A 14004-nucleotide genomic window follows, 5' to 3' on the forward strand; every position below is an offset into this window, starting at 1 on the left:
ACGTACCAGTCTGGCACTGCGGCGGGGCAGGGCGGCCGGGCGCGGGCACCGTGTCCCAACAGATGCACACCCGGGCCCCCACGGCGAGGGCTCATCCGGCAGAGTTGAGACGTGAATCTCCCCCCGGGTCCGGCCGCCGCCGCGGCGCTGAGCTGGCTCGTCGCCGCCTCGGCCACCGCGCTGCTCGCGGCCGGCGCCCGGCGGCGGTCCGGCGCGCAGCGGCAGGCGCTCGTGCTGGTCGCGGTGGCCGCGGGCGTCGCCCTGGTCACCCTGCTGGCCGGGCTCGGCGCCGCGCTCGACTCCGCCCCACACTGGGCGCACGAGCAGGAGCGGCGCACGGGCTGGGCGACGCTGGTCTCGACCGGTGTGACGGCGAGCGGGCTGGTCTTCCTCGCCGGGCTGCTGCGCCTGCCCGGGGTGGTGGCCTCCGCGGCGGCCGCCGTGCGGCTCGTCCTCGACGGCCTGATCATGGCGGCGGCCATCTGGTTCGTCGGCTGGGTGCTCGTCGCCGAGCCGACGCGCCTGCTCGGCGACGCCACGCCCATGGCCTGCCTGCCCATCCTGCTCGCCACGGTCGCCACGGCCCTGACCCTCGGGCTCGCGCCGATCGCCGTCTGCCGGGCCGCCGCCCCGCGCGGTGGGCTGGCCGTCCTCGCCACCGGGATCACGGCGGTGACCTGCGGCGGGCTCGTCTCCGCGGGCGGGCTCTGCCAGGCCGGGCCGGCCGTCGTCATGATCGGGGCCGGGGTGCTCGCGGCCGGCCTGCTCGCCGCCGCTCTCGCGGTGCTCCGGGTCGGCCCGCCGCGCCCGGTCGAGCCGGCCCTGATCGACCGGGACCCGGACTACACGATCCTCGCCGTGGTGGCCATGACCGTCGCGGGGATGTGCCACCTGTTGGAGGGTGGCCGGTTCACGGCGCTGAGCCTCCTCGCGAGCGCCGTCGAAGGCTTCGCCCTCGTGGCCCGCCAGTACCTGACGCTGCGGGACATGCGCGGCTACGCCGGCCGGCTGGCGGAGCGCGAGGCGCACTTCCGCGAGCTGGCGCACACCGACGCGCTGACCGGGCTCGCCAACCGGCGCGGGTTGATGCGGGCCCTGCACCGCTGCGTCGAGTCGGGCACCGCGTGCGTGCTGCTCGGCCTCGACCTCGACGGCTTCAAGAACGTCAACGACATGCGCGGGCACGACGTGGGCGACGCGGTGCTGGCCGAGGTGGGCCGGCGGCTGCGCGCCACCCTCCGGCCGGAGGACGTGGCGGCCCGGCTCGGCGGTGACGAGTTCGCGGTGCTCATGCCCGGCAGCCCCGCCGAGGCCGACCGGATGGCCGAGCGGCTGCTCGGGGTGCTCGGCCAGGCGTACGACCAGGTGGACGGGCCGGTCTTCCTCTCGGTGAGCATCGGGGTGGCCGGCTGCGGCGGGGTGCCCGAGGTCGAGCTGCTGCTGCGCCACGCCGACCTCGCGCTCCGCTACGCCAAGCAGCGGGGCAAGAACCGGATCGAACGCTACGACGCCGCGTACGACCAGCTGCTGCGCCGGCGGACGACGCTGGAGCACGAGCTACGTGGGGCCATCGAGCGCGACGAGCTGCGGCTGGCGTTCCAACCGGTGGCCTCCCTGCCCTCGGTGCGCCCGGTGGGCGCCGAGGCGCTGCTCCGTTGGCACCACCCCGAGCTGGGCAACGTCCGTCCGGACGAGTTCATCCCCCTCGCCGAGGAGTGCGGGATGATCGCCAAGCTGGGCGCCTGGGTGCTCAACCAGGCCTGTCACCAGCTCTCCCGGTGGCTCGCCGAGGGGCACGACGTCTGGGTCTCGGTGAACGTGTCGCCCCGCGAGCTGCACGCCCCCGAGTACGTCGTGCTGGTCACCGAGGCGCTGCGCGCCCACCACGTCCCGCCGCAGCGGCTGGTGCTGGAGGTGACCGAGCACGCCGTGGCCACCGACCTCGACGAGCTGATCCGCCGGCTGGTCGCGCTGCGGCAGACCGGTGTGCGGATCGCCCTCGACGACTTCGGCGCGGGCTACTCCTCGCTCGGGCAGCTCCGCCGGCTCCCGATCGACATCCTGAAGATCGACCACAGCCTCGTCGCCGAGCACGAGCCCGTCCGTCCCGTGGACCGGGACGGGCCGGCCTTCGCGCCGATGGTCGACATCGTGATGCGCCTGGGCCACCAGCTCGGGCTGGAGGTCATCGCCGAGGGCGTCACCACCCCCACCGAGCTGGCCGCGGTGGTCGCCGCCGGTTGCCGGTTCGGGCAGGGCGCGGCGTTCGGCTGGGGCGTGCCGGCGGAGCACCTGGAGGCGATGCTGGAGGCGGCCACCTCGCCCGGCGCGCGGCCCGCGGGCACGTCGCCCGGCACCCCGTCCACGGGCCCCGGCGTCCGGCCCACGGCCGCCGGTCTCCGGCCGACCGCGCTGCCCGTCCCGCGCCGCCAGCAGCCCGGGTCCGGGCAGCTCAGTCCCGGTGCCGAGGGCGCGTCGCGCGGTGACGCGCCGATCCCCGTCAACCAACATGTGGGATCAGTTGACTCATCGCGTGAGATGCGTCAGGCTTGAGCCCATGTCGTCGTACCGGTCGCTGCGAGTACTTATCTGAGCGCACTCTCCTCCGTCGAGAGTGCGCTGGCCCCGTGCATCTGCACGTGGGCCGTTTTTATTGCCGTCGGAACCCGAACGGGGCGGGCCCCGCCCGATCCCCACCGCACCAGCTGCCGCACCCACTCCAGCCGAAGGCCTGAACCGCCATGACGAGACCCACGCCAGAGACACTCGCCCACTCCGCCCGGCGGGCCCGCGCGGCCACCGCGCCCGCGCCCGACGCCGAGGCCGCCGCCCGGGTCACCGCCACACCGGCCGCCCCGGCCGTACGGTCGCCCGCCCCGGCCCAGGTCTCCGGGGCCGGCTCGCTCGTGCGGTCCCTCGAAGCGCTCGGCGTCGACGTGGTGTTCGGCATCCCGGGCGGGGCGATCCTGCCGGCGTACGACCCGCTCTACGACTCCACCGTCCGGCACATCCTGGTCCGGCACGAGCAGGGCGCCGGGCACGCGGCCACCGGTTACGCGCAGGCCACGGGCCGGGTCGGCGTCTGCATGGCCACCTCCGGCCCGGGCGCCACGAACCTCGTGACCCCGATCGCCGACGCGTACATGGACTCGGTGCCGGTGGTCGCCATCACCGGCCAGGTGGCCCGGCCCGCCATCGGCACGGACGCCTTCCAGGAGGCGGACATCCAGGGCATCACGCTGCCGATCACCAAGCACAACTTCCTCGTGCAGAGCGCCGACGAGATCCCGCAGGTGCTGGCCGAGGCGTTCCACCTGGCGAGCACGGGTCGCCCCGGCCCGGTGCTGGTGGACATCCCCAAGGACGTGCTCCAGGCGGCGACCACGTTCACCTGGCCGCCCACCCTCGACCTGCCCGGCTACCGCCCCACCCTGCACCCGCACGGCAAGCAGATCCGCGAGGCGGCCCGGCTCATGAGCAGCTCCCGCCGCCCCGTGCTGTACGTCGGCGGCGGGGTGCTCAAGGCCGGCGCCACCGACGGGCTGCGGCGGCTCGCCGAGCTGACCAACATCCCGGTGGTCACCACGCTCATGGCGCTCGGCGCGTTCCCGGACTCGCACCCGCAGCATCTGGGCATGCCGGGCATGCACGGCACGGTCGCCGCGGTGTACGGCCTGCAGAAGGCGGACCTCATCGTGGCGCTGGGCGCGCGCTTCGACGACCGGGTCACGGGCCGGCTGGAGTCCTTCGCGCCGGACGCCGCTGTCGTGCACGCCGACATCGACCCCGCGGAGATCGGCAAGAACCGGCACGCGGACGTGCCGATCGTCGGGGACGCCCGGCACGTCATCGACGAGCTGATCGCCGCCGTCGAGGTCGAGCGGGCGGCCGGCCGCACCGCGGACCTCGCCGACTGGTGGACGCAGCTCGACGACCTGCGCAAGCGCTACCCGCTGGGGTACGAGGAGCCGGCCGACGGCACCCTCTCTCCCCAGTACGTGATCAAGCGGCTGGGGGAGATCGCCGGCCGGGACGCGGTCTACGTGGCGGGCGTCGGCCAGCACCAGATGTGGGCCTCGCAGTTCATCTCGTACGAGAAGCCGTACACCTGGCTGAACTCGGGCGGGCTCGGCACGATGGGCTACGCCGTGCCCGCCGCGATGGGCGCCAAGGTCGGCAAGCCGGACACGGTGGTCTGGGGGATCGACGGTGACGGCTGCTTCCAGATGACCAACCAGGAGCTGGCGACCTGTGCCCTGGAGGGCATCCCCGTCAAGATCGCCGTGATCAACAACGGCAACCTCGGCATGGTGCGGCAGTGGCAGACGCTGTTCTACGGCGAGCGCTACTCCAACACGGACCTCGGCACCCACAAGCACCGGATCCCGGACTTCGTGAAGCTCGCCGAGGCGCTCGGTTGCGTCGGCCTGCGCTGCGAGAACGCCGCGGACGTCGACAAGACCATCGCCGCCGCCATGGAGATCAACGACGCCCCGGTGGTCATCGACTTCGTGGTCGGCAAGGACGCCATGGTGTGGCCGATGGTCGCCGCCGGCACCAGCAACGACGAGATCATGTTCGCCCGCGGCGTCCGCCCGGTCTTCGACGAGGATGAGATCTGATGACGATGCACACTCTTTCGGTGCTCGTGGAGAACAAGCCGGGTGTCCTGGCGCGCGTCTCCGGGCTGTTCTCCCGCCGCGGGTTCAACATCGACAGTCTCGCCGTCGGCGAGACCGAGAACCCGGACGTCTCGCGGATCACCATCGTCGTCAACGCCGAGTCGTCCCCGCTGGAGCAGGTCACCAAGCAGCTCAACAAGCTGGTCAACGTGATCAAGATCGTCGAGCTGGACCCGCAGGTCTCGGTGGCCCGGGAGCTGCTGCTCGTCAAGGTCCGCGCCGACCGGTCGGCCCGCGGCCAGGTGCTCGACACGGTGAACCTGTTCCGGGCCCGGGTGGTCGACGTGGCACCGGACACGCTGACCATCGAGGCCACCGGCACGCCGGACAAGCTGGACGCGCTGCTGCGCGACCTCGAACCCTTCGGCATCAAGGAGATGGTCCAGTCCGGACTGGTGGCGATCGGGCGCGGCTCGCGGTCGATCACCGCCGGTCCGGCCCTGCGGGCCGCCTGAAGCCACCTGCGGGCCGGCATGGGGGCCGGCCGCGCGGGCCCCGCCTGACCCAACCGCACAACCACGACGGGCCACCCGGGCCGCCGTACTGGAAAGGGAAGTTCATGACCGTTGAGGTGTACTACGACGACGACGCCGACCTGGGCATCATCCAGGGCCGGAAGGTCGCCGTCATCGGTTACGGCAGCCAGGGCCACGCCCACGCGCTGTCGCTGCGCGACTCGGGTGTCGACGTGGTCATCGGCCTGCCGGTGGGCTCGAAGAGCCGGCCGAAGGCCGAGGAGCAGGGGCTGCGGGTGGTCACCCCCGCCGAGGCGGCGGCCGAGGCCGACGTGATCATGCTGCTCGCGCCGGACACCGTCCAGCGCACGCTCTACACCGAGGCCATCGCGCCGAACCTGGCCCCGGGCAAGGCCATCTTCTTCGGCCACGGCTTCAACATCCGCTACGACCTCATCAAGCCGCCCGCCGACGTCGACGTGGCGATGGTCGCGCCGAAGGGCCCGGGCCACCTGGTCCGCCGGCAGTACGTCGACGGCAAGGGCGTGCCGTGCCTCGTCGCCGTCGAGCAGGACGCCTCGGGCAACGCGTTCGCGCTGGCCCTCTCGTACGCCAAGGGCATCGGCGGCACCCGGGCCGGCGCCATCCGGACCACGTTCACCGAGGAGACCGAGACCGACCTGTTCGGCGAGCAGGCGGTGCTCTGCGGCGGCGCGACCGCGCTGGTGCAGACCGGGTTCGAGGTGCTCACGGAGGCCGGCTACGCGCCGGAGATCGCCTACTTCGAGTGCCTGCACGAGCTGAAGCTCATCGTCGACCTCATGTACGAGGGCGGCATCGCCCGGATGCGCTACAGCGTCTCCGACACGGCCGAGTACGGCGACTACTCCCGTGGCCCGCGCGTCGTCGACGCCCGGGTGAAGGAGGAGATGCGCAAGATCCTCAGCGAGATCCAGTCCGGCGAGTTCGCCCGCGAGTGGATCGCCGAGGACGACGCGGGGCGGCCGAACTTCGCGAAGTGGCGCGCCGAGGGCGCGGCACACCCGATCGAGGAGACCGGCCGGAAGCTGCGCGGGATGATGAGCTGGGTCGACCGCCCGATCACCGAGACCGCCTGAGGCACTCGCAGGGCCGCCCGCACGCGTGGGCGGCCCGCCCGACGGCCCCGACCCGACGCTCTCCCCGGCGCCGGGTCGGGGCCGTCGGCCGCGCGGGCCCCGTTCTTCTTTCACCTGGTGGGACGCGTGACGAACGCCGCTGCCGCGGCACGGCCCGCCCGTCGGAGACGTGAGCGCCGGATGAACGGGGGATGGATGCCGTCCGACCCGCCGTGTGAGGGCGCTCACCCCGCGGTCCGGGACACGCCCGCCACCTCGACCCCTACGATCGCGGTAGGTGCTGAGTCGGCACCTGACGGCCATGATCCGGTTCGGCGCAGGGCGCAGTGCGGCGTCCGACAAGCCCCGGCCGACCGCATTCGACTACAGCTACGAGGACCGATGAATCCTGTCGTACTGATCGCCGAAGAACTCGCTCCCGCCGCCATCGAGGTGCTCGCGCACGACTTCGACGTCCGCCACGTCGACGGCACCGACCGCCCCGCACTGCTCTCCGCGCTCGCCGAGGCCGACGCCGTCATCGTCCGCAGCGCCACCCAGATCGACGCCGAGGCGGTCGCCGCCGCGCCCCGGCTTAAGGTCGTGGCCCGCGCCGGTGTCGGTCTCGACAACGTCGAGGTGCCCGCCGCCACGGCCCGCGGCGTCATGGTCGTCAACGCGCCCACCTCGAACATCGTGTCCGCTGCCGAGCAGGCCGTCGCGCTGCTGCTCGCCGTGGCCCGCAACACCGCGAGCGCCAGCGCCGCGCTGAAGGCCGGGGAGTGGAAGCGGTCGAAGTACACCGGGGTGGAGATCCAGGGCAAGACCGTCGGCGTGGTGGGGCTCGGCCGCATCGGCGTGCTCTTCGCGCAGCGGATCGCCGCGTTCGGCACCCGGCTCATCGCGTACGACCCGTACATCCAGCCGGCCCGCGCCGCGCAGCTCGGCGTCCGCCTGGTGGGCCTCGACGAGCTGCTGCGGGAGAGCGACTTCATCTCCATCCACCTGCCCAAGACGCCCGAGACGGTCGGCCTCATCGGCGAGAAGGAGCTGGCCGTCGTCAAGCCCGGCGTCCGGATCGTGAACGCCGCCCGCGGCGGTCTCGTCGACGAGCAGGCCCTCGCCGACGCGATCGCGGAGGGGCGCGTCGCGGGCGCCGGCGTGGACGTCTACGCCAAGGAGCCGTGCACCTCCTCGCCGCTGTTCGCGTTCGACAACGTGGTGGCCACCCCGCACCTGGGCGCCTCGACCCACGAGGCACAGGACAAGGCGGGCCTGGCTGTGGCGAAGAGCGTGAAGCTCGCGCTGCAGGGCGAGTTCGTGCCGGACGCGGTGAACGTGCAGGCCGGCGGCGTGGTCGCCGAGGACGTCCGGCCGCTGCTGCCGCTGGCCGAGAAGCTGGGGCGGGCGTTCACCGCGGTGGCGGGCGGCGTCGCCGCGAGCGTGACCGTCGAGGTGCGCGGCGAGGTCGTCGCCCACGACGTGTCGGTGCTCAAGCTCGCGGCCACCAAGGGGCTGTTCAGCTCGGTGGTCGAGGAGCAGGTCACGTACGTCAACGCACCGCACCTGGCCGCCGAGCGGGGCGTCGAGGTCACCCTCGTCACCGCGGCCGAGACGGCCGAGCACCCCAACCTCGTCACCGTCCGCGGCGCGCTGCCCGACGGTCGTACGGTCAGCGTCTCCGGCACGGTGACCAGCACGGGCGCCCGCGACGTCATCAAGCTGACCGAGGTGGACGGGTTCGACGTGGAGATCGGCGCGGAGGGCATCCTGCTCTTCCTGCGCTACGTCGACCGGCCCGGCGTGGTCGGCACCGTCGGCACGCTGCTCGGCGAGGCCGGCATCAACATCGCCGCGATGCAGGTGGCCCGCCGCGAGGCCGGCGGCGAGACGCTCATGACGCTCACCGTGGACCAGGCCCTCGGCGCCGACCTGCTCACCTCGGCGGCCGACTCGATCGGCGCGACCGCGGCGAGCGCGGCCGACCTGCGCGACGAGTGAGCTGACGCAGCACGACGGGGGGCCCGGCGAAACGCCGGGCCCCTTGCCGTACCGGGGCCGCTTCCGGCCACCGGCCAGGAGTACCGGGGCCGCTTCCGGCCACCGGCCAGGAGTACCGGGGCCGTTTCCGGCCGTCCGCCCTCCGGGCGGGGCCGGACTCCGGCCGTCAGCCGGGCATCCGGGCCGGCGGCGGGTAGACCGAGCCGTCCTGGGCGTCGAAGAGCATCAGCCCGTTCTCGCCGGCGAGCCGCTCGATGTCGAGCAGCACCTGGTCCTCGCAGGCCGGATTCAGGTTCATCTCGATGTGGTCGCTGGCCGCGTGCAGCGGCGCGACCTCCCACGGGCTGTCGGGCCGGGCCGGCCGGTCCGGGTACGCGGCGGTGATCGCACGGTAGAAGGCGACCAGCCGGGGGTCGGGCTGGCGGTCGACGTGCTGCCCTCCCCGGCACCGCCGCACCGCCGCCCGGACGTCCTCGGGCGTCGCCCCGTCCGCCAGGGCCCACACGCTCAGATCGAAACTCACGGCGGACAGCGTGCCATTCAACGTTCACCATGTCGAAACTGCCCCGCCGCAGGCCAGCCGCCGAGTTGCCGCGATCCCCACGCGACGGTCCGCTGTGGAGACTCTTGCGTCGAGTTGCGTCGATTCGCTAGCGTACCGGTGCGGTCACCGGCCGAGGCCGCGTTGTCGGCCCGTCTTCGGGTGGCGCGGTCGACGCCCGGCCCGACCGGCCCGCACCCCTCGATTGCGCGAGCCACGCGCACTCGTCGCTGACCGGCCCCCACGGCCGTTGCCGCGGGCGTGGGGGCCGATCGCCAGCCCCCGAGCGGGTCAGCGGCGGTCGGCGAAGAGCGCCCGGTAGTCCGAACCGCCCTTGAACCAGGCCAGTCCCGCCGGCCCGGCCGCGTAGAGCGCGGTCGCGTACGCGTCGGCCACCGTGAGGTCCGGGCCCACCACGGTCGCGGCGACCAACTGGTCGGCGGGCTCCCCGGTGTGCGGGTCGATCACGTGCCCCTGTCGACCGCTGACCCCGGACGTGCCGACCGCACCCGCCGTCATCTCGAGCACGAGCGGCGCGCGGTCCTGCTCGACGGGATGGTGCACGGCCACCCGCCACGGGCCGCCGTGCGGGGCGCGGCCGCGCACCACGAGATCGGCTCCGGCGACCACCGCGTAGTCGTGCACGCCGTTGGCGCGCAACCTCGCGGCCGCGCGTTCGACAGCCCATCCGCCGAGCAGGCCGCCCGGGTCGAAGCCGCCGGGCACCGCCCAGGCGTCGAACCAGCCGTCGGTGGCGGCGCGCATGGCGGCGCAGCGGTCGACGAGGTCGGCGAGCGGCGCGTACGAGTCGGGGCTGATCTCGCCGCGCCGGAGCCGGGAGACGAGGCTCTCCGGGCGGGTCGGGCCGTAGGTGAGGTCGATGGCGCGTAGCTCGGCCACCGCGTCCCGCAGCGCCTCGCCGACACCCCGTCGGCTTAGCGTGGCCGGAGCGTTGAGCAGCAGCGTGTACTCCGCCGTCGCGGTCCGGACGCTGTGCTGCACGGAGATCCGGTCCGCGCTCACGCCGCCGGCCCGGTCGATCCGGTGGGTGCGGCTGCCGAGCCGGAGGTCCGGGCGGCGGTGCCGAAAGGCGGACGGGTCGGGCCAGCGGGTCCTCGGCTGCTCGTCGATGCGCATGGGATCGCCCCCTCGCGACTGGCGGCCGCGCCATCGCGGTCGCCGGGCACGGGCCCCCGTGACCCGTACGCCGACAGGCTAGGCAGCCAAGATGACCGCAGCATGAAACTCACCTGGGAGGGTCCTGTGTATCCGTACTTCCCAGAATATGGACGTCGCGTACCGGGACGCGGGACGGCGACGTACGGTGGTCGGGACGGCGAGCAGAGGAGCGCAGGTGGCACGGATCGCGGTGGTGGCCGGGGATGGAATCGGTCCCGAGGTGGTCGCGCAGGCCCGCAAGGTCCTCGACGCGGTGCTTCCCGGCGTGCACGCCACCGAGTACGACCTCGGCGCCGCCCGCTGGCACCGCACCGGCGAGGTGCTGCCCGACTCTGTCCTGGCCGAGCTGGCCGGGCACGACGCCATCCTGCTCGGCGCGGTCGGCGACCCGACCGTGCCGCCCGGCGTGCTCGAGCGTGGGCTGCTGCTCAAGCTGCGGTTCGCCTTCGACCAGTACGTCAACCTCCGCCCGTCCCGGCTCTGGCCCGGTGTGGCCGGTCCCCTCGCCACCGTGAAGCCCGGCGAGGTCGACCTCGTGGTCGTGCGCGAGGGCACCGAGGGGCTCTACGCGGGCGCCGGCGGGACGCTGCACCGCGACACCCCGGCCGAGGTCGCCACCGAGGAGAGCCTGAACACCCGGCACGGCGTGGAGCGGGTCATCCGCGACGCGTTCGCCCGGGCGGCGCGCCGGGAGCGGCGCAAGGTGACCCTCGTGCACAAGACGAACGTGCTCACCCACGCCGGCTCGCTCTGGTCGCGCGCCTTCGAGGCCGTCGCCGCCGAGCACCCGGACGTCACCACCGAGTACCAGCACGTCGACGCGGCGGCCATGTTCCTCGTCACGCAGCCGCAGCGCTACGACGTGGTGGTGACCGACAACCTCTTCGGTGACATCCTCACCGACATCGCGGCCGCCGTGACCGGCGGCATCGGGCTGGCGGCCAGCGGCTGCATCAACCCGGAGGGGGCGTACCCCTCGATGTTCGAGCCCGTCCACGGCTCGGCGCCGGACATCGCCGGCCAGGGGGTGGCCGACCCGGTCGCCGCCGTGCTCTCCGCCGCCCTCCTGCTCGACCAGCTCGGTCACGTCGAGGCCGCGGCGCGGGTCACCAACGCGGTCGCCACCGAGCTCGCCAACCGCGCCCCCGGCGTACCGCTGCGCACCGCCGAGGTGGGCGACCGGCTCGCCGGTCACGCGGCCGGCTGACGCCCCTTTCCCACAGCCCGTCCGTCCGGCGGCGCCGGCCTGCGGGTCGCGGCGCCGCCACGCGCTGTCACGGACGCGGTCCGCCGCGGCACCCTCCGTTCGGCGCCGGCCGTCGGGCCGGGCGGCGCTACCCGCTGAACGAGCGTTCGGGGTAAGTTTCTGAGCACCAGTTAACCGGTGTGCGGTCCCGCACGCCGTTGTCCAGCAGGGAGGTCAGCGCGATGAGCGGTGGTGACAAGCTCGACTTCGAGATCCGTCCGAATCCCGCGCCGGTATCCGCGGCGGACCGGGCCGCCCTGCTGGCCAATCCCGGCTTCGGCCGGATCTTCACCGACCACATGGTGACCATCCGTTACGCCGACGGCAAGGGCTGGTACGACGCACGGGTCGAGGCGCGCGCGCCCATCCCGATGGACCCGGCGGCCGCGGTGCTGCACTACGCGCAGGAGATCTTCGAGGGGCTGAAGGCCTACCGCACCGCCGACGGCGGGGTCACGATGTTCCGGCCGGAGGCCAACGCCGCCCGGTTCGCCGCGTCCGCGCAGCGGATGGCGATGCCAGCGCTGCCGCCGGAGGCGTTCGTCGACTCCCTGCACCGGCTCATCGAGATCGACCGGGAGTGGATCCCCACCGACCCGGACGGCAGCCTCTACCTGCGACCGTTCATGTTCGCGAGCGAGGTCTTCCTCGGGGTCCGACCGGCCAACGAATACCTCTACGTGGCGATCGCGTCGCCGGTCGGGTCCTACTTCACCGGCGGGGTGAAGCCGGTGTCCGTGTGGGTCTCCCCGGACTACACCCGCGCCGCCCCGGGCGGCACGGGCGCCGCGAAGTGCGGCGGCAACTACGCCGCCTCCCTCGTGGCCCAGGCGGAGGCCATCGAGCACGGCTGCGACCAGGTGGTGTTCCTCGACGCGGTGGAGCGCCGGTACGTCGACGAGCTGGGCGGCATGAACGTCTTCTTCGTCTACGACGACGACACCCTGGTGACGCCGCCGCTGACCGGCACCATCCTGCCCGGCATCACCCGCGAGTCGGTGCTCGCGCTGGCCGCCGAGGCCGGCCAGCGGGTCGAGGAGCGGCCGGTGAGCTTCGCCGACTGGCAGGCGGACGCGGCCAGCGGCCGGCTGCGCGAGGTCTTCGCCTGCGGCACGGCCGCGGTCATCACGCCGATCGGCCAGGTGAAGTTCCCGGACGGGGAGTTCCTGGTGGGCGGTGGCGGGCCCGGGCGGGTCACCATGACCCTTCGTCAGCGCCTGGCCGACATCCAGCGCGGCAACGTCCCCGACACCCACGGCTGGGTCGACCGGGTGCTCTGAGCGCGCGGCGTTCTCTCCCCGCGGCCGTCGCCGCGGGGAGGGAAGGCGCGGTCAGTCGAGCAGATGGTCGCGCAGAGCGGCGAGCTGGGCGTCGGTGACCCCGGCGTGCCGCAGGTAGCCCTCGGCCGACCCGTAGCCCTCCCGCAGCTCGGCGAGGAAGAGCCGCATGGTCTCGGCGGGCGACGCGAGGAACGGCGGCGGCGGCTCCTCGGTCTCGGCGGTGCTCGCGGCCAGCCACGCGTGGAACCGCTCCGAGGCCGCGCTGCTCAACGCGTAGTCCGCGGCGATGTCGTCGTCGGAGACACCCAGCACCGCGAGGGTGAGCCCGCAGACGATGCCGGTGCGGTCCTTGCCGGCGTGGCAGTGGACCACCACCGGTGCGTTGGCCGAGTCCGCGATCAGCCCCACGGCCTCGGCCAGCCCGGCGGTGCCGGTCTGGGCGAGGTCGGCGTACCGGTCGGCGAGGTAGCGCGCCAGGTCGCTGCCCGAGCGGTAGGGGGTCTCGTCCCACTCGGCGTGCTCGGGGTGGATGTTGTGCCAGGTCAGCCCGTCGAAGTGCGGGACCCGGCCGTCTCGTTCGATCTCGTACGGGCGGCGCAGGTCGATGACGGTGCGGACGCCGAGAGCGGCGAACGCCTCGCGGTCGGAGTCGTCGATGCGGTGCAGCGAGTCCGAGCGGTAGAGCCGCCGGTGCCGGACGGTGCGGCCGTCGTGGCCGGCGTAGCCGCCGACGTCCCGGAAGTTGAACGTGGTGGAGAACGGGATGTGCCGGTTGACCTCGGTAGCGTCCACCCCCGACACGGTACCGGCCGGCGGGGCGCAGCCCCACCGGCCGGAAACAGGAACAACCGTTACCTGGCGGTACCCGGGGGGATGGCCGCGTACGTCTCGCCGTAGTAACCACCGAGCTTGTCCCGGTAGGCCGGGTCGGTGTCGGCGGTCTCGTCGAACTCGGGCGCGGCCTTGATCTGGTCCTTGCTCCGGTCGACGTAGACCTTCCGCTCGTCGTGGTCGACGTGGTTGACGGTGCCGGCGGGGATCATCACCTTCTTGCCGAAGATCCACGGGCCGGTGTCGACCACGAGGTAACTGGAGTTGACCTCGTGGCTGGACCGGTCCACCTTGCCGATGCCGCCGTCGGTCGCCTCCACCTTGTAGCCCACCAGGTCGACGCCGGTCACGCCGGCGTCGTCGCGGTAGCGCCACGGGTCGAAGATTCCGCCGGGCGCGCCGCCCGGGAAGGCGCCCTGTCCACCGTGCGCGAGCGGGTCCGGCGTCCCGTGGGTCGTGCGAGGATCGAGCCGCTCCATGGCGTTTCACTCCTCTACTCGACGTGTCGGGGTTGGTGCCCTGTCTGGGGACACTTCCTACCCGGCCGGCGTGATCGCTACACCCGCCGGTTTCCGCCCGCGTCCCGACATGTGGGTTTGGCTTCCCAAAATCGAGCGCCGAATGGCAGAGTAACGGTCGTGACCAGGACTGCCCTTCTTATTGGCAGCTAGCGCGCCGGCTTCCTCTCCGCC

The 14004-nt window shown here is 73.3% G+C and carries 11 protein-coding genes; 7 read left to right on the plus strand and 4 right to left on the minus strand.

Annotated features, from left to right (window positions below):
• The first annotated feature begins 111 nt into the window (after window positions 1–111).
• The 5 genes from ACSNOA_RS08095 (at window position 112) to serA (ending at window position 8235) form a co-directional block, all read left to right on the plus strand.
• Window positions 112–2553 carry a putative bifunctional diguanylate cyclase/phosphodiesterase gene (locus tag ACSNOA_RS08095; RefSeq protein WP_436657311.1) on the plus strand — a complete coding sequence of 814 codons (2442 nt, stop codon included), beginning with the start codon at window positions 112–114 and terminating at the stop codon, window positions 2551–2553.
• Between the two features lie 188 nt (window positions 2554–2741).
• Entirely contained in the window at window positions 2742–4622 is a 1881-nt protein-coding gene (locus ACSNOA_RS08100; protein WP_436657312.1) for an acetolactate synthase large subunit, read from the plus strand.
• Entirely contained in the window at window positions 4622–5137 is a 516-nt protein-coding gene (gene ilvN, locus ACSNOA_RS08105) for an acetolactate synthase small subunit (RefSeq protein WP_436657313.1), read from the plus strand. The genes ACSNOA_RS08100 and ilvN overlap by 1 nt, the downstream gene beginning before the upstream one ends.
• 104 nt (window positions 5138–5241) lie before the next feature.
• Window positions 5242–6255 carry a ketol-acid reductoisomerase gene (gene ilvC / locus ACSNOA_RS08110; RefSeq protein WP_436657314.1) on the plus strand — a complete coding sequence of 338 codons (1014 nt, stop codon included), beginning with the start codon at window positions 5242–5244 and terminating at the stop codon, window positions 6253–6255.
• Window positions 6256–6636: 381 nt separating this feature from the next.
• Entirely contained in the window at window positions 6637–8235 is a 1599-nt protein-coding gene (gene serA, locus ACSNOA_RS08115; RefSeq protein WP_436657315.1) for a phosphoglycerate dehydrogenase, read from the plus strand.
• A gap of 166 nt (window positions 8236–8401) precedes the next feature.
• On the opposite strand, the gene ACSNOA_RS08120 is transcribed toward serA, so the two are convergent.
• Both ACSNOA_RS08120 and ACSNOA_RS08125 read right to left on the minus strand, forming a co-directional pair.
• Window positions 8402–8758, minus strand: a complete 357-nt coding sequence (locus ACSNOA_RS08120) for a hypothetical protein (protein WP_436657316.1) — start codon at window positions 8756–8758, stop codon at window positions 8402–8404.
• 309 nt (window positions 8759–9067) lie between these two features.
• A complete protein-coding gene (locus ACSNOA_RS08125; RefSeq protein ID WP_436657317.1) occupies window positions 9068–9913 on the minus strand; it encodes an FAD:protein FMN transferase in 846 nt (281 codons plus the stop codon).
• Window positions 9914–10130: 217 nt separating this feature from the next.
• Here ACSNOA_RS08125 and ACSNOA_RS08130 point away from each other — a divergent pair, with 217 nt between their 5' ends.
• Window positions 10131–11162: a 3-isopropylmalate dehydrogenase gene (locus ACSNOA_RS08130; protein ID WP_436657318.1), complete on the plus strand. Its 1032-nt coding sequence runs from the start codon at window positions 10131–10133 to the stop codon at window positions 11160–11162.
• A 221-nt stretch (window positions 11163–11383) separates the two neighbouring features.
• Window positions 11384–12481, plus strand: coding sequence for a branched-chain amino acid aminotransferase (locus ACSNOA_RS08135; protein WP_436657319.1), 1098 nt, complete (start codon window positions 11384–11386; stop codon window positions 12479–12481).
• Between the two features lie 51 nt (window positions 12482–12532).
• Here the strand turns inward: ACSNOA_RS08135 and ACSNOA_RS08140 are convergent, their stop codons facing one another.
• Both ACSNOA_RS08140 and ACSNOA_RS08145 read right to left on the minus strand, forming a co-directional pair.
• The gene (locus tag ACSNOA_RS08140; protein ID WP_436657320.1) at window positions 12533–13282 is read right to left on the minus strand and encodes a tyrosine-protein phosphatase; all 750 of its coding nucleotides are present in this window, start codon (window positions 13280–13282) and stop codon (window positions 12533–12535) included.
• A gap of 50 nt (window positions 13283–13332) precedes the next feature.
• Window positions 13333–13791 (minus strand): PRC-barrel domain-containing protein, encoded by a 459-nt coding sequence (locus ACSNOA_RS08145; RefSeq protein WP_436657321.1) that lies wholly within the window; start codon window positions 13789–13791, stop codon window positions 13333–13335.
• Window positions 13792–14004 lie beyond the last annotated feature (213 nt).

Source organism: Micromonospora sp. URMC 103 (assembly GCF_051386435.1).
GTDB lineage: Bacteria > Actinomycetota > Actinomycetes > Mycobacteriales > Micromonosporaceae > Micromonospora.

Coding starts and splice junctions, on each gene's coding strand:
- ACSNOA_RS08100 (WP_436657312.1), top strand. CDS start 2,742: ATGACGAGACCCACGCCAGAGACACTCGCCCACTCCGCCCGGCGGGCC.
- ilvN (WP_436657313.1), top strand. CDS start 4,622: ATGACGATGCACACTCTTTCGGTGCTCGTGGAGAACAAGCCGGGTGTC.
- ilvC (WP_436657314.1), top strand. CDS start 5,242: ATGACCGTTGAGGTGTACTACGACGACGACGCCGACCTGGGCATCATC.
- serA (WP_436657315.1), top strand. CDS start 6,637: ATGAATCCTGTCGTACTGATCGCCGAAGAACTCGCTCCCGCCGCCATC.
- ACSNOA_RS08125 (WP_436657317.1), bottom strand. CDS start 9,913: ATGCGCATCGACGAGCAGCCGAGGACCCGCTGGCCCGACCCGTCCGCC.
- ACSNOA_RS08135 (WP_436657319.1), top strand. CDS start 11,384: ATGAGCGGTGGTGACAAGCTCGACTTCGAGATCCGTCCGAATCCCGCG.
- ACSNOA_RS08145 (WP_436657321.1), bottom strand. CDS start 13,791: ATGGAGCGGCTCGATCCTCGCACGACCCACGGGACGCCGGACCCGCTC.